22 protein-coding genes are annotated in these 17022 nt (G+C 53.8%); 21 read left to right on the top strand and 1 reads right to left on the bottom strand.

Annotation, left to right across the window (positions count from 1 at the left end; translation table 11 throughout):
- Positions 1–106: 106 nt before the first annotated feature.
- From IEY39_RS29735 to IEY39_RS05900, 7 genes are all read left to right on the top strand, one after another.
- Positions 107–313: a DUF4248 domain-containing protein gene (locus IEY39_RS29735; RefSeq protein WP_229688787.1), complete on the top strand. Its 207-nt coding sequence runs from the start codon at positions 107–109 to the stop codon at positions 311–313.
- 314 nt (positions 314–627) lie between these two features.
- Complete coding sequence (locus tag IEY39_RS05925) at positions 628–1185, top strand: hypothetical protein (RefSeq protein ID WP_188929441.1); 558 nt, start codon at positions 628–630, stop codon at positions 1183–1185.
- A gap of 4 nt (positions 1186–1189) precedes the next feature.
- On the top strand, positions 1190–1441 hold the full coding sequence (locus IEY39_RS05920; RefSeq protein ID WP_188929439.1) for a hypothetical protein: 252 nt from the start codon (positions 1190–1192) through the stop codon (positions 1439–1441).
- A 43-nt stretch (positions 1442–1484) separates the two neighbouring features.
- Positions 1485–1676, top strand: a complete 192-nt coding sequence (locus IEY39_RS05915) for a hypothetical protein (RefSeq protein ID WP_188929437.1) — start codon at positions 1485–1487, stop codon at positions 1674–1676.
- Complete coding sequence (locus tag IEY39_RS05910) at positions 1673–2146, top strand: hypothetical protein (protein WP_188929435.1); 474 nt, start codon at positions 1673–1675, stop codon at positions 2144–2146. The genes IEY39_RS05915 and IEY39_RS05910 overlap by 4 nt, the downstream gene beginning before the upstream one ends.
- Before the next feature lie 29 nt (positions 2147–2175).
- Entirely contained in the window at positions 2176–3945 is a 1770-nt protein-coding gene (locus tag IEY39_RS05905) for a transglutaminase-like domain-containing protein (protein WP_188929433.1), read from the top strand.
- A gap of 34 nt (positions 3946–3979) precedes the next feature.
- Positions 3980–4678 carry a hypothetical protein gene (locus IEY39_RS05900; protein WP_188929431.1) on the top strand — a complete coding sequence of 233 codons (699 nt, stop codon included), beginning with the start codon at positions 3980–3982 and terminating at the stop codon, positions 4676–4678.
- Here IEY39_RS05900 and IEY39_RS30200 read toward each other — a convergent pair.
- On the bottom strand, positions 4571–4795 hold the full coding sequence (locus tag IEY39_RS30200) for a hypothetical protein (RefSeq protein ID WP_373285432.1): 225 nt from the start codon (positions 4793–4795) through the stop codon (positions 4571–4573). The two genes, IEY39_RS05900 and IEY39_RS30200, sit on opposite strands and share 108 nt — an antisense overlap.
- On the opposite strand from IEY39_RS30200, the gene IEY39_RS05895 reads away from it, so the two are divergent.
- The 14 genes from IEY39_RS05895 (at position 4733) to IEY39_RS05830 (ending at position 17012) form a co-directional block, all read left to right on the top strand.
- Positions 4733–5452, top strand: a complete 720-nt coding sequence (locus tag IEY39_RS05895) for a hypothetical protein (RefSeq protein ID WP_188929429.1) — start codon at positions 4733–4735, stop codon at positions 5450–5452. The two genes, IEY39_RS30200 and IEY39_RS05895, sit on opposite strands and share 63 nt — an antisense overlap.
- A 77-nt stretch (positions 5453–5529) precedes the next feature.
- A complete protein-coding gene (locus IEY39_RS05890; RefSeq protein ID WP_188929427.1) occupies positions 5530–5907 on the top strand; it encodes a hypothetical protein in 378 nt (125 codons plus the stop codon).
- A gap of 6 nt (positions 5908–5913) precedes the next feature.
- A complete protein-coding gene (locus IEY39_RS05885) occupies positions 5914–6375 on the top strand; it encodes a hypothetical protein (RefSeq protein ID WP_188929424.1) in 462 nt (153 codons plus the stop codon).
- Entirely contained in the window at positions 6372–6686 is a 315-nt protein-coding gene (locus IEY39_RS05880) for a hypothetical protein (RefSeq protein WP_188929422.1), read from the top strand. Before IEY39_RS05885 ends, IEY39_RS05880 begins: the two co-directional genes overlap by 4 nt.
- Before the next feature lie 2 nt (positions 6687–6688).
- Positions 6689–7519 (top strand): hypothetical protein, encoded by an 831-nt coding sequence (locus IEY39_RS05875; RefSeq protein ID WP_188929420.1) that lies wholly within the window; start codon positions 6689–6691, stop codon positions 7517–7519.
- Complete coding sequence (locus IEY39_RS05870) at positions 7516–7698, top strand: hypothetical protein (RefSeq protein ID WP_188929418.1); 183 nt, start codon at positions 7516–7518, stop codon at positions 7696–7698. Before IEY39_RS05875 ends, IEY39_RS05870 begins: the two co-directional genes overlap by 4 nt.
- 43 nt (positions 7699–7741) lie before the next feature.
- A complete protein-coding gene (locus IEY39_RS05865; RefSeq protein WP_188929416.1) occupies positions 7742–8431 on the top strand; it encodes a hypothetical protein in 690 nt (229 codons plus the stop codon).
- 3 nt (positions 8432–8434) lie between these two features.
- Positions 8435–9394: a peptidoglycan-binding domain-containing protein gene (locus IEY39_RS05860; RefSeq protein WP_188929414.1), complete on the top strand. Its 960-nt coding sequence runs from the start codon at positions 8435–8437 to the stop codon at positions 9392–9394.
- 32 nt (positions 9395–9426) lie between these two features.
- Positions 9427–10029: a hypothetical protein gene (locus tag IEY39_RS05855; protein WP_229688786.1), complete on the top strand. Its 603-nt coding sequence runs from the start codon at positions 9427–9429 to the stop codon at positions 10027–10029.
- 73 nt (positions 10030–10102) lie between these two features.
- Positions 10103–10351 (top strand): hypothetical protein, encoded by a 249-nt coding sequence (locus IEY39_RS05850; RefSeq protein ID WP_188929410.1) that lies wholly within the window; start codon positions 10103–10105, stop codon positions 10349–10351.
- A 33-nt stretch (positions 10352–10384) separates the two neighbouring features.
- Entirely contained in the window at positions 10385–11050 is a 666-nt protein-coding gene (locus IEY39_RS05845; protein WP_188929408.1) for a hypothetical protein, read from the top strand.
- A 6-nt stretch (positions 11051–11056) separates the two neighbouring features.
- Positions 11057–11233 (top strand): hypothetical protein, encoded by a 177-nt coding sequence (locus IEY39_RS05840; RefSeq protein ID WP_188929406.1) that lies wholly within the window; start codon positions 11057–11059, stop codon positions 11231–11233.
- Position 11234: 1 nt separating this feature from the next.
- Positions 11235–11501, top strand: coding sequence for a hypothetical protein (locus tag IEY39_RS05835; RefSeq protein ID WP_188929404.1), 267 nt, complete (start codon positions 11235–11237; stop codon positions 11499–11501).
- Between the two features lie 9 nt (positions 11502–11510).
- Positions 11511–17012, top strand: a complete 5502-nt coding sequence (locus IEY39_RS05830; protein ID WP_188929402.1) for a JAB domain-containing protein — start codon at positions 11511–11513, stop codon at positions 17010–17012.
- Positions 17013–17022 lie beyond the last annotated feature (10 nt).

The raw sequence follows: 17022 nt of genomic DNA, 5'->3' as shown, positions 1-17022 counted from the left end.
TACGTTCTCCCTCCCTGCTGTCTGCCTACATGGAATCCCTCCCTAGCATTGTCCATGTAATCACTTACCTTTCCCCTAACCTATTCTTTGACCCTTTTCTAACCGTATGAAGAACAACCGAACAATTGACGTACGCCCTTATAACATCAAGGAACTAGCAGGCATTTATGAAGTGGGCCGTAAAACGATGGTGCGATGGCTTAAGGCCCATCAGGCCACTATCGGCAAAAAAGAAGGCCGCCTATATACCACCCTCCAAGTGCAGACCATTTTCGATGTCTTGGGCCCCCCACCGGGGGTGCACGATGAATGAAGATCAGCTTTCTCTCGCACTCTCGCCACTGCAGATTCCGTATTAACCTCTTTCCTGTTAGCTCTACTGGCTTCCCTTATCTATCCCCGGCTTGCTCTTCCATACTGGTGGCAAGAACTTCGTTTGCCTCATCCTGACTTCCTTTCTCCCGAAAATTTCCATTGTATTGCGTTGCATTCCCATGCTATAATGTTCCCAAATTAACCTTTTTGCGCCTGAGTTGTCCCGAACTATCCCGAGTGGGACAGTGCGTTTTCGGGCCGTTGTAAGTTTGTATCGTCAATCCATCAAGTAACCTTAAACGAAAACAAACAATGCAATCCCATTATTCCCGCATCGGAAAAACCTACCGTGCCGCCCTGCGTTCCATCAAGGGCTTCAAAAAGGACGCCTCCGGCCCTGCTGCCCTGGCAAACACGGCCTGGCTGTTTGCTTCCTCCTGCCTCTGGAACAGCACCCCCTTTTCTACCAAAGAGATCGATGCCGCCAAGGAGAAGATCAAGGAGTACTTATCGCAATCTAAAGATTCCCGCAAAGCCTTCCTGGCCTTCTGCCAGCGGATCGTTCTCGCCCAGGTGCTTTTTGCCGGGTACATGGATCGGCTGCCGCTGCCTTCTGTCTGGCTGGACAGGCGCAACAAATCAGGCTTCGCCATTACCAAATCCGGGTACGAGCAGATCAAAACGGTCCGGGAGTCGCTTCCGCAATACTTCCGGGAACTGAGAGCCCTGGCTGAAGCGGTACTGGAATTTAGCGAAGAACCGACCGGCAAGAACTACCATTACTGGAAAGGGTATTTCTCCGACAGGCAGGTGCCGGGCGCGCTCGAAGCCTTCCAGGTCTTTGCCGCCAATTTTCTCTTTACAATCTGATCCCATGAGCCAGCGAAAACCAAAACAATACTTCGATGAAGGTGGCCGCCTGATCGTGAAGCCCTACCGGATCATCGATCTCTGCGCCATCTTCGACGTGAGCTATCGAACTATGCGCCATTGGATCGATACCCATTCCGCCGCCATCGGTGAGAAGGAAGGGAACTACTACACGGCCATCCAGGTGGAGTGCATGCTGGAGACCTTTGGCAGACCCCATTTCGCCGAGGCAGGTTCCCTTGCCAGGGGCGGCTAATCCGGGTATTTGGACCGCCCTTTCAACCATCAATCGTTCACGTATGAAAACAGAAAGCATTCAAATGGATAAGTTATCGAGCAATGTGCTACTCGCCGGCTGCATACTCATGGCTAACCTGGATTGGGCAGGTATAGCAGGCTATGCCCTGAAAGCGGCCATCGGCGGCGGCATCTGGCTGGCTTATAAACTAGCCGCTGACCGTATTGAACGAACCAGACAGAAAAAGCAATGAGCGACTGGAAGAAAATAGCGCTGGCGGCTGCCGGTTGCGGGGTTCTCGTCTACTATGGTAGGCGGTTAGCCCGGATGAAGGCCAACCTGATCATCACGCCCCAGGTAAGCGTACAGTCCATCGGCCTTACGGGAGTGGTACTACGAACGGACGTTCAGATCAAAAATCCGAGTGATTCGGGGTTTTCGATCAAGTTTCCCTTCGTCACGCTGCTGTATAAGGATTCGCTGCTGGGCAGCTCGAAGGTCGTCAACCAGAATATCACCATTAACGCCTATAGTGAGGTGAATATTCAAAAGATACTGATCGAGATTCCGCTGTCCGGGGTATTATCCGTGGCATCCGGCCTGCTCAGCTTCCTCCAAAACAAGCAACCGGTCAAGATCATCGTAAAAACCGCGACGGTCGTTGATCTGGGCTGGAAACGGCTGGACTATACGGACACCCAGGAGATCGACTTAAAAAATTAGCCCTAGAAAAACCCCTTAATCCGTACCTCATGGAAGCAACACACAAAAGGGTCATCCAAGATGGTCTTGCCTACGACCGGTTTTTCCCACGGGCGGAGGGAGGTGTCTATACCGTCCGGGAAAACGCCTCACTGGAAGATACGGTAGCGTTCATTCCCAAGGTCGTGTATAGGCACCTTGACCAGACCCGGGCCATCGCGGAACAATTGAAAGGCCGTTCGAGGTATGACACCTGTTCCAATATTTGGGATTTCGTGTACCACCACATCCAATATGAGAAAGACAAAAAAGGCTTCGAGCAGATCCGCAGTCCCGCCCGGGCCTGGCACGACCGACGACGAGGGGTAGATTGTGACTGTTATTCGGTGTTCATTTCTACGATCCTTCTCAACCTGGGCATTCCCCATCTCTTGCGGATCACCAAGTACCGGCAGGATTTCTTCCAGCACATCTATCCGGTCGTGCCAGTGGCTTCGGGGGAGATCATCATCGACTGCGTGACCAATGATTTCAACTATGAAGTTCCGTATTCAGCAAAAAAAGATTTTCCTATGGACTTGCAATTTTTAAATGGCATCGATGACCCGGTTTCCGGAATGGGAGATCAGGATAAATATCCGCCGGGGTACACCGGTGAGATCGGTGAGCTGGGCAAATTCCGGCTAAAGGTGAATCTCAAAAAAGTCCTCAATGTTGTCAATAGGTTTAACCCGGCGACGATCCTGCTCCGTAACGGGCTGCTGGCCTCGATGAAACTAAACATCGGCGGCGTTGCCAAACAACTTCGATGGAGCTACATGACACCGGCGCAGGCTGCCGCGAAGGGCATCAGCGCCCAAAAGCTGCATGGGCTGGTCAAAGTCCGGACTTCCCTGGAAAAAATATTTTACGGCGCAGGTGGCAAACTGAACAACCTGAAAAAAGCGATCCTGAAGGGCAAGGGCAATAAGGATAAGGCGGTCCTGGCGGGTCTGGGGTCCCTGGATTTCGGCGACATCGACCGCATGGGCGTGGGCACTCCGTTGGAACAGCTATTAGGCCCGGACATCTATTACAGTGAGAACGAGCGGAGCTACCAGGGCTTTAAAGGGTTTGGGGCGTTGGGTGAACCGGTGACGCTCGCCTCAATCACCGCGGCATCGGGCGTTATCGTCAAATTGGTCGCTGCGCTAAAGAAAGTGGGTGGCATTTTCGGCGGCGGGAAGAGCCAGGGTGGGAGCACGGATACTTCGGCGGATGATACCGGCGATAAACAAGGGGACCCTGGTGGGAGCAGTACTGACCCCGTGACACCCGCTGCGGGCGGATCAGAAACAGCCACGGACACCGCTGCTGCCCCTTCCGATGCCGGCAGCGGCCCTGCATCTGCAGCAGCGATGAAAAAGCGGACGACCGCCTCGACGGTGGACACCGGTTCGGATGGAGGCGAGAGCTCCGGGGATACGGCCGCTTCTTCGGCCGAAGCCGATGATACGAGTGCGGCGACCGCTGAGCCTGTTACTTCGGCCGCAGTTACTACCCCCGTGATCCCTGCTGCCGCAGCCCGCCTCCCGGCCCTTCCGGCCAGCACACCGCCGGCCACCGGCAGTTTCTGGCAACAGAACAAAAGCTGGCTAAAGCCGGTAGCGATCGGCGTGGGCGGGATCACGTTACTGGCGATCGGTTACCATATGCTGAAGCCAACGCCACACCGGGCCAGTCCCCCGCTTTCCGGGGTGCCAGGCCAGCACAAGCGCACTCCCCGCAAAACGAAAAAGAAAAAAAAGATGCCTGCTAAACGATCCGTGGCGCTGCTCTGAGCTGCCCCTATTTCCCACAATCAAAAAAGAGTATATGGCTAAGAAACGAAAAAATACCACCGGGCATGCCACCGGCAAAAAAGGCAAACACCATCATCACTACGGGTTTCATGGCGTGGACCACACCGCTCCAACGGACAAACGCATGATCCAAACGGCGGTGGAAACCGGCAAGGACCTCCTGGTCGGTGTGGTAGGGGGCGGACTGGCGGGAGCTGCCATCGGCAAGTCCTCCCTGCTGGTCGGCATCCTGGTCACCGGCGCCGGACACTTCACCAATAACCGTATTGTCCAGCTGCTCGGCGTAGGCATGATGGCCTCCAATGGCTTCCAGTCCAGCAGCCAGGGCACGACCAGCGGGCTGGATGGTTTCGACGGGATCAAGGACCGCCTGCTGGCCTACAAAGATTCCTTTTCGCAGAAGTTTTACCTCGATAAGTTCCTCAAGAAAAAGCCCGCCGCGCTGCCCCAGGGAACGGCAGGTATCGGGGACGTGCAGTACTTCACCTATCCCGATGCCCTAAGCGGTGATCTGGCCGCCCTGAGCGAGATCGAGAACCAGCTGGCCGAGAGCGCGCTGGAATTCCAGGGGCCGGCTGGTGAGCTGCCGGAGATATCGGGAGAATTACCCGAAACCACCGGCGAACTTCCGGAAGTAGCAGGCGACCTGCCGGAGGTAACGGGCGAGCTGCCCGAGAACGCGGTGGGCGACATCGATGACAGGCTTTATTGATGACGGGCTGTACTTTTCTCTAATCACATTTTTCACCCTACGAAAACAAATAGTATGATACCTCTTCTGGAAGGCATCGAGGATTACAACAACGCGGGTGCGTTGATCGGGCTGGATGCTACCGACAATAACGAGCTGCTGGGGGCCTTGCGCAAAATGAACCCCATTCGGCGGCAGCGAACGATCAACAAGCTGTCCAGCACCGGGATGCCCAGCCGGGGCTCCCGCGCCGAAATGGAAAAGCATTTCGCGGAATTACCCTCCTATATCAAGGATGGGCTGGCAAAGGGCGACCTGCGGCTGGCCGACACGATCATCTATTCCATTAAGATCGTCAATTCCAAAACGATCAAAATGTTCGAGACCCAGGACGATAAACAGATCGGCCTGCGTAATATCTCCAACGCCAAGCTGCCGAAGAACCAGGCGCTGCTGGTCAGCGGAGTGATACTGCTGGCCGGTAGCTCCGTGGACCAAACGGTAGATAATATCATGTCCACCAACTACACCGGTCTGGAAGGCTTTCCCGCACTGGCCACCGGTGAAACCGACCTTAAGGCAAATAAGAAACAGATATTTCCGGAGACCAGTAACGCGGTCTTCAAGACGTCCAGCTACCACAATGTACCGCAGGGGTACTACAAGCTGGCCAATCCCCGGTTGATCCTGGACGATATCCTGATCGAGCTCACGGTACAGCTCGGCACCATGAACGGCATCCCCAACAATACCTATTTGTATGCGGGGCTTCATGGAACGATCACGACCCCGTAATAGTTTGTGTTTGTCATGGTTCGCACATACGGTGGGCTGACCCCGTAAGGTCTCCCATCTCTTTTAAATGCTTCGTCATGTATACCCACGTAAAGAAACGATTCGATCTGCAAGTGGTAGCCGCCGGTGGCAGCTACTCGCAAACCTTTGAGTTGGATAAAACGATCACCCGGATAAATGGCTTGCTGTTTACCTCCGACCGGGATGACCTTTTGTATTACCGGGGATCGCAGCGCGTAGAGATCAACAAGGAAGAGATTTTCCCGCAGGAGTATGAAAGCAAGCTGCTGATGTCAGGGATCAACGTGTCACCAAACGACCGGTATTACAACCTGGGCGGTATACCACCGGGCAACGGGCAGGTAAAGATTGACTATATCGATACCAATTACGATGCCGCCCCGTTCACCGCCTACCGGGTAACGGTCTACCTGGATTGTGAAACCGCCGAATAACACCGTATGCAACAGCAAGAAGTCATCGCCTATACGATACCCGTCACCCGGCAAGGCCAAAAGGCCTACTTCCAAATTCGGATGCCGCATAACCTAAGACGGATCATCGGCGTGGAATGGGGAATGCTCCCCGACCAGGGGGAAAGAGGGCTTCCTCCTTCTCCTATCGATCCGCATTTTCAGTTCCAGCCCAACGAGCTGTTTGGCAAATTGGTGCTGCAAGCGCCGGGCTGCGGCGGGATTTTCTACCAGGACGATCTGGTCAAGGACAAGAACATTCATTTGGACGAGAACATCGGTTTTCGGAATTGGACACCCGCTCTATGGACGCATAACCGCAAAAAGGCGGAATGGGAGCTGAGCCTACCCCATACAGATTTTGTCGAGGGGTATTTCTGGAACCAACGAACGGACGATGATGCCTATTTCGTGCATATCTATCTGTGGATCGAAAAAACTGCCGCATGACCGCCGATCTAGCCATAGAATACATTGCCAGACGAATGGCCGAGCTATGCCGGGAGGACTACCATCTCCGGTTCCGGCACCTGCGGTTGCAGCCGGGCGAACAGCGCAACCTGGCTGCCCATACCGATCTGTTCCTGCTGGTGGAACCGCCTGCAAGCGTGCGGGTAGAAAGTGACGTCGGCATTTTTGATACCAGCGAGGACGGTGCTAACGAGTTGCAATACGAGCACCAGGGCAACATCCAGGTCACCAACCTGTCCGTCTTTGCCAGTCATGTCCGGTTTATCCAAGTCATTCCAAAAGCTAATTAGCCATGCCCGTTATTCATCAAAAATTCGATTCCTTCAAAATTGACAAGATCAAGCGCTTCCTGGAAGATATGGCGACCAAAGGACAGGCCCGACCCTATGAGATATTCGTCGATAGCCTGAAGGTCGTACCCAAAACGGAAGACGTTGCCGAGTTTGACAGCTATGAACAATACATCGACGAGGACACCGCCAAGCTGCGTATCCTGGTCTATAATTCCGGGCTGTCTCCCCGCAACGACCAGTATTGCTTCATGATCGGTTCGGACCGCCCGGAAAAATCCTTTGGTGGCCTGGGCGAGATCGACACCATTGTCGCCGAAAGGCTGGCCGCCCGCGACCGGGAGTATGAACTGCAAGACCTACGCAAGCAGTTGCAGGAAGCCCGCGCCCAGGTCGAAGAAGCCGAGAGCGAGGCGGACAGTGTTCGCCAGGAGCTGGAAGCGGTAAAGGCTGGCCAGCAGCGAAAGCAGATCAAGGGGATCGAGGTAGTATCCATCATCCTGGAAGGATTCGTGCGCCGCAATCCGCAGCTGCTGCAACGCATCCCAGGCGGCGAGGCGCTGGCCGGGCTGATCGAGCAGGATAATGCTGATTCCAGCGTAGCCTCGCCCGCCGAACCGGTGACGGAGGCCAGCTTCCGCAAAAGGTCCGAGCCGGGGGCAGGGCTCACCCCGGAGCAACTGCGTTACATCGATACCCTCCGCCGATTGGAAGCCACCTTCCAACAGCCGGAGCTGGAAACCGTGATGCAGGTACTGGCCCGGTTTGCCGAAGCCCCTGAAACGCTGTCCACCGTAGCCGAATTACTCACCATCAAAAACCCCCAACCATGAAAAAGTTTGTGTATGACCTGACGCTGGAAGCCGCCAGTGAAAAAGAAGCCGAGGCGAAGATGACGGCCCTCACTACCCTGGCCTCGGCCCTGACCCACACCGAACTCACGCGGTTAGCCTATATCATTAAACACGACCCGGTGAAAACCGCGCTGGCTAAAAAGTACCTGAAAGTATAACCGTTAACCGCCCGTTTGTTGTCCGTACCCTAACCCGATCCCTATGCCCTCCACTTCCGCTCCACCTCCTGATGGGTTTTCGTTCAAAGAGAAGCTGCAATACACCCTGCTTGGCTTTGTTGTGGTGGGCGGAAGTTTTTTGCTCGGCCGCAGCCTGATCCGCAAAGCGGTGTCCACCGCCGAGGAAAAAAAGACCTTTGAAGAGGGCAACCCGGCCGCTTTCGCCCAGCAGATCCGCATGGCTCTCGAAAACAACGGCTGGCCGGGAAAAGACATGCCTGCCTTGCGGCAGGTGATACTGACAATCCCCAGCATTGCCTCTTTTAAAAAGGTGATTAACTCTTACCAGCGGCTCTATAACCGGAGTTTGATGTTGGACCTGAAAAGCGATCTCAAGACCACCGAGTACAACGAAGTGCTGGCTATTCTCTCGGCTAAGCCTGCGAGAGGGAGTACTGCGCGGACCCCCCAGCTCACCCTGGCGCAGTACCAATCCTGGGCGCAGCGGTTGAAGGCGGCTTTTGATATCACTTATGGCATTTTCCCTGGTACGGATGAAAAGGCAATCAAAGCGGTATTTATGGAGATTCCCACGCAAGCGGCGTATCGGCAGCTGGGCATTGTCTACAAAGCTCTCTATGGTAACGAGCTGGATAGCGATCTGCGCAGTGAACTGGAGTTTTGGGAATATCCCTCGTACATGAAAATCATCACCGATAAACCTAATGCATAGCTCATGGAATCCTCGCGTAAAAAGCATACCAAAAAAGTGATCCTCACCTCCATTGCGGTGAGTGCTGCTGGGGTGCTGGGTTATTTCGGCTGGCAATTCTACCGGAAAATCCAGCAAAAGAAGGCGGGTGCTGCCGGGACGAGCAGCGACATGGATGCTTTCCTGCCTTCGTCCGGCGGAAACTCGACGGATATCACGGCACTCCTTCCTTCTGCTTCGCAGGCGGCTGCCAAACGGTCCCGTTCGCAACCTCTTATCCCCGCTGCTGTTCAGTCGCAGGCTTCCACGACTTCCGATAGCTCCGATTTTCCGCTGAAAAAGGGCATGAAAGGGGAGATAGTACGTCTGCTGCAAAAGGCCCTGATCGCCAAATATGGCGCGTCCATCCTACCGAAGTACGGGGCGGACGGCGGTTTCGGCCCCGAGACGGTAAAGGCTTTAAAGAAGATCGGGCTTCCGGCAACCATCGATGAAAGCACCTACAATGTGCTTGTCCAATCAGCGGGGTCGGGTGCTGCTGCCGTAGGAAAAGAACTGTACACCGCCGTTGCGAACAACGACTTTAACGCGGCGATCACAGCGCTGAAGAAGCTACCCAGCACCTCCGACTATACTGCCGCCAATGCCACCTTCAAAACCAACCACATCAATGGCGTCCGGCAGACGATCGTCAACGGGTTGCTGAACACCTTTACCGATGGGGGCCAACAACAACAGATCAAATTCGAATTCCTGCGCATCGGCCTGCAGTTCAATGGGAGTAAGTGGAGCCTGTCGGGTCTGGGCGGTCTGCCGATCATCACCATCCGACCGGCGGCGATCTGGATCAATGCCCGCCGCCGGGTCAGTGTCCCGGCGCGGGTGGTGCTGGGCAACGAGGTCTCCCGAAGGCTCGACTATACACTCTTCGAGAACCAGGGACAGTATTTCCTGGTTCCGACCCGCTTTGTCCGCTATATGTAATCCTCTTTTTCGTCACTAAAATGAATCACCCTATGTCTCTTACCAACATCCAGGCCGCACTGGCCGACAAAGGATACCGGGAGTTCAGCCGTCCCTTTGAGCTGAACATCGTCGGTGTCCGGTCGGACAACACCCGGCCCAATCTCTTCGACGACACGCTGAATGTGTATTACAAGACCACCTCGGGCGACTGGCAATTGCACAGTTGGCCGGCCACCACCGACCCGGGCACCTATTGGCTCGAAAATCCGCTAAACCCGCAGGGAACGGCTATCCTCAAGGCCGGCCAATACCCGGGATCACATGCCATCGGCATGCACCGGGGAAAATACCTCGCCCTGGTACAGGTGCGCCCGGTGACGGTGCTGCGGGACTACGAACGCAAGGCCGTTCTGGATTTTATGAACGGAAAGGAAGATACCGGCCTGTTCGGGATTAATATCCACCACGCCCTGGGCGAAGGGACTACCCGGTTCGTCGATAAGTTTTCTGCTGGCTGTCAGGTCTTCGCCAACGTCGAGGATTTTAACCTGTTCATGTCGCTCTGCCAGCGCCATAAACAGCTCTACGGAAACGAGTTTACCTATACGCTGATCGACGAGCGGGCGCTCATCCGGGAAGCAAAAAAAAATTAGTTTTCTCTCTCATCGGGCTGGCGGTCAGCGCGACCGCCGCCCTTGTTACCTATAACTATGTAAACGAAGAATTATGAAAAACGTACAAAAATTTCTAAGTCAACTGTTTCAGGACAAGAACGGCAGCTACTCGCTGCGGGAAATAGTCGTCCTGCTTTTTATCGCCGTCATCCTGGTCAGTTGGATCGCCCGGCAATTCTTTGGCCGCGAAGTGCCGGAATTCATGTTTTACTCCTTTGTCAGCCTTGTAGGCGCGGGTGTTTTCGGGTATTCGCTCGAAAAAAAGTGTACACTGCCCGAACTGCCGAAAGCGGATGCCTGAGACCTTTGATTGTATCACCTTCAACTTGTACCCATGTTAACCTTTGGTAATAAATATTCCTATCTCATTCTTCTGGTAGTAGGCTTTGTTCTTGGCTTTTATTTTTGCTCGCTTTTTGGCGGTTGCGGGGCGTCCGGCCGGGGACTGCCTTCCGTCACAACCATTCAGCCGGATCAACTCAAAAAGCAGGTGGCCGCCACCCAGGCGGTGTACCAGGGCAGGATCGATTCGCTCGGTGCTAAGGCCAAAACCCTGCAAACAACCTTGCAGACGACCCGTGTGGCGCTCGAAAAGGCCAAACAGAAAAACATTGCGCTGCAATCGCAGGTCTATGATCTCCTGGACCGGTCCCCCACCGTAGTGGCGGACACGGCCCGCCGACTGACCGACTGCGATTCCCTTGAAGCAACCGTGAAAGACCTCATCGCCAATTACAATCTAAAAGACAGTCTGTATGACCAGACGACCTCCAACCTTCAGGAGCAGGTAAGCAACAAGGATTCGACGCTACAGGTCCAGCGACAGCAGTACGACTCCCTGCAATTATCCTTTACCCAATCGGTGCAGCAACAACAAACCCTTCTCACCGAAAACAAAGCCTTGCAAAAGCAGGTCCGGCACCAAAAACGAGCAGGTATGCTCCGAACCATAGGGCTGGCGATTGCGGCTGTGCTGGCTGCTCATTACCTAAGCCGATAGCCACCCATGAAGGAAAAAGCCATTGTCTCCACCGCCACGCTGCTGACATCCCTGCTGGCCTATTGGTATGCCCGGGAGATGCAAAAGGATACCAATGCGTATATCATCCTGGGGGGATTCGTGGGGTCGCTCATTGGAGAAACCATCGTAGAAACCAGAAATAAGAACGGTAACAACTCTTAATATGTCGTACCAGATTTTGGATAACGCAGCCGCTATTCGTTTTGTCAGCGATATAGGCGATCAAACGATCATGAAAAAGGACATCCAGGAAATCAACATTATTAAAGGCGATATGCTTGAAATAAAAACCGGTGATCCTTTGCGTACCCTGTATTTCCGTTACGCCGATGTAACGGCTCCGGTAACGGATTCAGTGCTCCAGCTACGAGGGACAATCATTTCAATGGTTGCGAATTGCCTTTGTTGGAATGGGGGCACACAAATGTGACGACTGTATATGAAATACCCTGTCATCAAAGAGATCGTTTTGGGTGATCTCCCAGAAATTGATGTCCCGGAAATTCAGGTATCCTATAGCCGCGCTTCGGGGAAGCCTTTTCTGGGCAAGTTGGTCGAACCCGTAGACGTGGCGAACTTTATCCGCAGCACCTTCGATAAAGGCGATATCGATCTCCAGGAACAGGTGATCGTGCTCTACCTCAATGCCACGAACCATATCCTGGGATATTACCGCCATTCGCGGGGTAGCATTCACAAGGTAATGGTGGATACCCGCATCATCCTGGGAACGGCCCTAAAATGTGGCTGCTTGGCGATGATCATTGCCCACAATCACCCCTCCGGGACAGCCAGGCCAAGCGAGGCGGATGGCAAGCTGACCAAAAGCCTCAAAAGGGCCGCCAGGATGTGTGATATCCTTCTCATCGACCATTACATTATCACCCGGGATAGTTACTACTCGATGGCGGATCATGGCCTATTTGGGCTGGAGGGAGTAAAGACGCTGACCGATTCGTCACAGCCCTTTGTCGAAAAGGTGTACCAGGAGCTACGGCAACAGCATTCTCACAACAAGCTATCTATCGAGAAGATGGCCGCGGGCTTCGGGATAACAGATAAAACGCTGGTCAAGGAGCTGACCGAGCTGGCGATCGTTAGAAGAGCCAGGGAACTGGCCCATGCCCCCGGAACCGTCCGGGAACGCTTTGACACCATCGTCGAGCTCTACGGGACGCAGGTCAGCCTTTCACACCGGACCTCCCAAAGCATGTTGTTACAGCAATACTCAACCCCGGCCCCCATTTCGTATTTGGCAGGCGTTTTCTGTGGCATAGACCGTCCCGGCAGTGGGGCGGTCTATTTCGAGCCGTCAGCCGGGAATGGACTGCTCACCGTGGCCGGTAACCCTGCCGACTTCATCGTCAATGAGATCGATGCTACACGCAACCGCAACCTGCAAATCCAGGGATTCCGGGAAATACTGCAACAGGATGCGACGATCCCATTTAAAGACTACGCCCATCGTTTCCGGGCAGTGCTCACCAACCCGCCCTTCGGCAAGCTGGACAAGGCGGTACTGTACGACACCTTTCCCATCCGTACCCTGGAACAGCTCATGGCGCTGCGGGCGCTGGACACAATGGTTTTGGACGGGAGGGCGGCGATTATCATCGGCGGACATACCCGTTGGGACGACCGGGGGCGTATCCAGGCGGGAAGGAACCGGATTTTCTTCAACTATCTCTACAGCCGGTATTATGTCCAGGATGTGATCAACATCGACGGCCAGAAGCTCTTTGCCCGGCAAGGAACGGCTTTTGACACCCGGCTCATCCTGATAGACGGGAGAAAGAAGATTCCTTCCGGCAATGCACCGGTACGTAATGCTCAACTGGATAGTGTAGTGGATAGCTTTGATACCTTGTTTACCCGGGTGACCGCCTTTGTAAAAAACAAACCGATGAAAGATCGTTTAATTCTTCGAGCGAAAGCGCTGACCTTGAAATTGAAATTGCTGCAATTGACCGACCTGGGTGCAATAGAAGATATGAACTGGACTGACTACCAGAAGTATCTTTCGATCAAAGAAAAATATCACCACTTTAAAGTTATAGTACTTGTTAAAAATGACGATTCCCAGCGGTACGAGACCTATGGAGAAGACGCCGACAGATTGGTTTATCTATTCAAACCCGATCTGCACTTTTCCAAGGCAGGCTTTCGAAAGGGCAGGCGCATTCACGGCGTAACGCTGCCTTTCAGTCAATTTTACCGGTATGAACCAGCTTTGCAAAAAGCAGGATATGTCGTTCTGGTTATCACCAGTGGTAAAAATGAGGTAGGTGAGCTGGGTGCACCCTATGAACCGGCATCCAGAGCTTGTGTCGTTCTGCATACCCAGGTGCCTGATTCGATGGCCTTTGAAACACAGATCGCAGTACAGCAGATTAGGCAAGAAGTAGGAGACGATATGGACAATTTTGTCCGTCACCGGCTGGGCTATCAGACGAAAGCAGCCTTATGCCGGGCGTTATCAGCCGAGCAGATCGATGCCGTAGCGATGGCGATCTACAACATCGAGGCTCGGGGGCAGGGGATGATCATCGGAGACCAGACCGGGATCGGCAAGGGCCGGGTAGCCGCCGCCATGATCCGGTACGGGGTCATGCAAGGGCTAAAACCCGTCTTTCTGACGGAAAAGGCCAACTTGTTCTCCGACATTTATCGGGACCTCTCTGCCATCGGCTCCGGGCATTTGCGGCCTTTCATCGTCAATAGCCGGGAATCGAAGACCGATATAAAGGACGAGGATGGTAATGTGGTTTATCAGGCCCCGGCCATCACCGAACAACAGGCCGTTTTCGATGCCCGGGAAGTACCTGCCAAATACGATTTTGTGGTTGGCACCTACTCGCAGTTCAATTCGGCGGAGAAAAAACCGGTAAAACCTCATTTCCTGCTTGCCATCGCAGAGGGCAATATCTTCATCCTGGACGAGGCGCACAACGCCAGCGGATCTTCCAATACCGGGGAGTTTCTGCAAGGGGTGGTTGCGCGGACGAGGGGAGTAGTATTTCTGTCTGCTACCTTTGCCAAGCGCCCGGATAACATGCCGATTTACGCCATGAAGACGGCGATCAGTGATTGTAACATGAGCCGCGATGAATTAGTAGAGGCCATCAAACGGGGTGGGGTCGCGTTGCAGGAAGTGCTATCCGCCCAGCTTGTAGCCGAGGGACAAATGATCCGCCGGGAACGGAGCTTCGAAGGCGTAGAGGTCAACTACATTACCCTGGAGGAAAAAGCCCCCGAGCATAAAGCCATTGCTGACAATATCACTGCCATCCTCCGCGACATCATTGCCTTCCAGGCTGACTACGTGGATAAAGAAGTGGAACAGTTGGATAAGATAGCCGTGGCCGAAGGAAAAGAAGTGGGAGTACGGGAAGGCACCTCCCAGGCCGGTGTGGACAATCAGCCCTATTTCTCCAAAGTCTTCCAGGTGATCAACCAAATGCTGTTCAGCCTGAAAGCGGAAGCTGTCGCTGAAAAGGCCCTGCAACGCTTGCAAGAAGGCAAAAAGCCGGTGATTGCCTTTGCTTCCACGATGGGCAGCTTTATCGAAACGATGGAAAACGAGCAGGGGATAGCTGTCAGTGAAGGGGATACCATCAATGCGGACTTCAGCGAGGTGTTGCGCCGGGGGCTGGAAGGCGTGCTCCGCTATACAGAGCGGGACGTAGATGGCCACCCCATCTACAAACATTTTGATATTAGCGATCTCTCGCCGGCAGCGCAGGCCGAGTATCAGCGAATATTAGAGAACATCGATGCCGTTTCCACCGGGATAACGATCTCACCGATCGATGTGATCATTAAAAGGATTGAACAGGCGGGGTATTCGGTGGCAGAAGTGACCGGTCGAAAGTATACACTGCAACTGAATGGCAATGGGCGTAAGGCGTTAGTCTTATCCCGGAAGCGTATCAATACGAATGATGCTTTTCGCCGCTTCAACAACAACGAAGTGGACGTGCTGATGATCAATCAATCCGGTTCTACGGGGGCCTCCGCCCACGCCATACCTACGGCGAAGGTGCCTGCCGGAGAGGTAAGGCAGCGCGTGATGATCGTCCTGCAGGCGGAGCTGGACATCTCCACCGAGGTCCAGAAGCGGGGGCGCATCAACCGGACAGGACAAATCTTGCAGCCGGTGTACGACTACCTGGTCTCTGCCATACCCGCCGAAAAGCGGCTGATGATGATGCTCCAGAAAAAGCTGAAGTCCCTGGACGCCAATACAACATCCAATCAAAAGCAATCGTCCAAAATCTTGGATGTACCGGACTTTCTGAATAAGTACGGCGATAAGATCGTAAGGGAATATTTGGTAGAAAATCCTGCTGTTAACCGGTTATTGGATGATCCCCTGTACCTGGAACATTCCGGCGCGGATAGTGGTGGTGACAGCAATGCCATAGAAGAAGCAGCCGTGAAGGTATCCGGGCGGGTAGCGGTCCTCTCCACGCAAATGCAGGAAGACTTTTACAACGAAGTGGCCCTACGCTATGACGATTATGTGGATTACCTCCGCCAGATCGGGGAGTATGACTTGGAAGTGGAGGCCATGAACCTGGAAACCGAAACAGTTGCTTCCCGGGTGATCAAAATGGGCAAAGGTGGGGACAGCGCCTTCGGCAATGACAGTATCCTGGAAACAGTGCAGGCCAATGTGTTGAAAAAGCCTTTTACCGCCAGTGAATTGGAAAACCTGCTGACCGAAGCCCTCAAGGGAAGTGACCATGCCCGGTTGCAGGCGGAATTATTGGCAGGGTATCGGGCGTCCATTACCGAGCGTCTGGAAGAAGAAAGAATGCAGGTACACGCAAAGTACGACGAGCTGATCAAGGAAATCGCCTTGGAAAAGAAAATACGCCGCATCCAGGAAAGCCAGGGGGACGGGGCCTGGGCGCAGGCGGTGGCGGACCGAGAGCGGGAACTGAACAAAGCCCGGCAAACGCAACTGCAAAATCTGGAGAAGGTGACGAGCAACCGGCAGCAATATCTTGAACGGATATTCCAGTTCTTCTATGTAGGACGTTTCCTGAATTATCCGGTAGAGACCTACCAGAGCGGCGATGAGTTGGTGCCAGCAATCTTTCTCGGGTTTATGCTTGATTCCAAAAAGAAGAATCCCTATGCCCCATCCGCCATTCGCTTGAGATATGCGATAGCAAACAGTTCCAAATATCTCGCCATCCCTGCTTCTTACTCAGAAGATATCAATGCCATTATCGGGGTGAGTGCAGATGTGCCGCAACCGGAGCTACCCGATCTTCTGAGCAAGTGGGAAACGTACACCAAAGAAAACAACGTAGACCGGCGGATCAGGTACATCATTACCGGAAATCTCTTGCAGGCGTTCGGTGACGGAAAGGGCAAGCTCGTCAGCTATACCACCCTGGATGGTCAGGTAAAGAAGGGTATCTTGCTACCTGAGCATTGGGAGGGGAGCGAGGAAGTGCAGGAGAAAGTTATCGTTCCCATCCTGAAGGCCCTGCCGCTCATCCGGTCCCTGGTAGTGGGTAAAAACATCGTTACCAACAACGGCGTAGCGTTCATCCGGACGGGCGGTGACTTCAAGATCATTGTTCCGGCTGCTCGGGCACGGGGCGGGGACGTGTACCTGGACAAAGAGATCCTGGCCCTGGTGGAAAAGAACAATTTTGAAAAGGTTTCCGACAAAATGGTGGCGATCCTGCCGGAAACCAACCTTGCCCCATTCGTGGAATTGTTGCAAACCCGTCATGGTAGCTCCCTTACCATTCCCCGGTCAGATATCAAGTACTTAAATGCGGAAGGTACTGTTTACCGAAACAGAAAACCGATTGAGCTACCGCCGCCAGAGGAAAAAGCGCCAGACCAATCTGCCCGCATTCGCCGCCTGCGATTGAAGGCAAAGGCGTTAGAATTGAAATTGAAGCTACTCGCCGCTTAACTAAATCCTA

The organism is Puia dinghuensis (genome assembly GCF_014642875.1).
GTDB lineage: Bacteria > Bacteroidota > Bacteroidia > Chitinophagales > Chitinophagaceae > Puia > Puia dinghuensis.
This window is presented reverse-complemented; position numbering and strand designations above follow the sequence as displayed.

Coding starts and splice junctions, on each gene's coding strand:
- IEY39_RS05850 (WP_188929410.1), top strand. CDS start 10,103: ATGAAAAACGTACAAAAATTTCTAAGTCAACTGTTTCAGGACAAGAAC.
- IEY39_RS05925 (WP_188929441.1), top strand. CDS start 628: ATGCAATCCCATTATTCCCGCATCGGAAAAACCTACCGTGCCGCCCTG.
- IEY39_RS05875 (WP_188929420.1), top strand. CDS start 6,689: ATGCCCGTTATTCATCAAAAATTCGATTCCTTCAAAATTGACAAGATC.
- IEY39_RS05845 (WP_188929408.1), top strand. CDS start 10,385: ATGTTAACCTTTGGTAATAAATATTCCTATCTCATTCTTCTGGTAGTA.
- IEY39_RS05870 (WP_188929418.1), top strand. CDS start 7,516: ATGAAAAAGTTTGTGTATGACCTGACGCTGGAAGCCGCCAGTGAAAAA.
- IEY39_RS05910 (WP_188929435.1), top strand. CDS start 1,673: ATGAGCGACTGGAAGAAAATAGCGCTGGCGGCTGCCGGTTGCGGGGTT.
- IEY39_RS05915 (WP_188929437.1), top strand. CDS start 1,485: ATGAAAACAGAAAGCATTCAAATGGATAAGTTATCGAGCAATGTGCTA.
- IEY39_RS29735 (WP_229688787.1), top strand. CDS start 107: ATGAAGAACAACCGAACAATTGACGTACGCCCTTATAACATCAAGGAA.
- IEY39_RS05920 (WP_188929439.1), top strand. CDS start 1,190: ATGAGCCAGCGAAAACCAAAACAATACTTCGATGAAGGTGGCCGCCTG.
- IEY39_RS05840 (WP_188929406.1), top strand. CDS start 11,057: ATGAAGGAAAAAGCCATTGTCTCCACCGCCACGCTGCTGACATCCCTG.
- IEY39_RS05880 (WP_188929422.1), top strand. CDS start 6,372: ATGACCGCCGATCTAGCCATAGAATACATTGCCAGACGAATGGCCGAG.
- IEY39_RS05855 (WP_229688786.1), top strand. CDS start 9,427: ATGTCTCTTACCAACATCCAGGCCGCACTGGCCGACAAAGGATACCGG.
- IEY39_RS05835 (WP_188929404.1), top strand. CDS start 11,235: ATGTCGTACCAGATTTTGGATAACGCAGCCGCTATTCGTTTTGTCAGC.
- IEY39_RS05895 (WP_188929429.1), top strand. CDS start 4,733: ATGATACCTCTTCTGGAAGGCATCGAGGATTACAACAACGCGGGTGCG.
- IEY39_RS05885 (WP_188929424.1), top strand. CDS start 5,914: ATGCAACAGCAAGAAGTCATCGCCTATACGATACCCGTCACCCGGCAA.
- IEY39_RS05890 (WP_188929427.1), top strand. CDS start 5,530: ATGTATACCCACGTAAAGAAACGATTCGATCTGCAAGTGGTAGCCGCC.
- IEY39_RS05900 (WP_188929431.1), top strand. CDS start 3,980: ATGGCTAAGAAACGAAAAAATACCACCGGGCATGCCACCGGCAAAAAA.
- IEY39_RS05860 (WP_188929414.1), top strand. CDS start 8,435: ATGGAATCCTCGCGTAAAAAGCATACCAAAAAAGTGATCCTCACCTCC.
- IEY39_RS05905 (WP_188929433.1), top strand. CDS start 2,176: ATGGAAGCAACACACAAAAGGGTCATCCAAGATGGTCTTGCCTACGAC.
- IEY39_RS05830 (WP_188929402.1), top strand. CDS start 11,511: ATGAAATACCCTGTCATCAAAGAGATCGTTTTGGGTGATCTCCCAGAA.
- IEY39_RS05865 (WP_188929416.1), top strand. CDS start 7,742: ATGCCCTCCACTTCCGCTCCACCTCCTGATGGGTTTTCGTTCAAAGAG.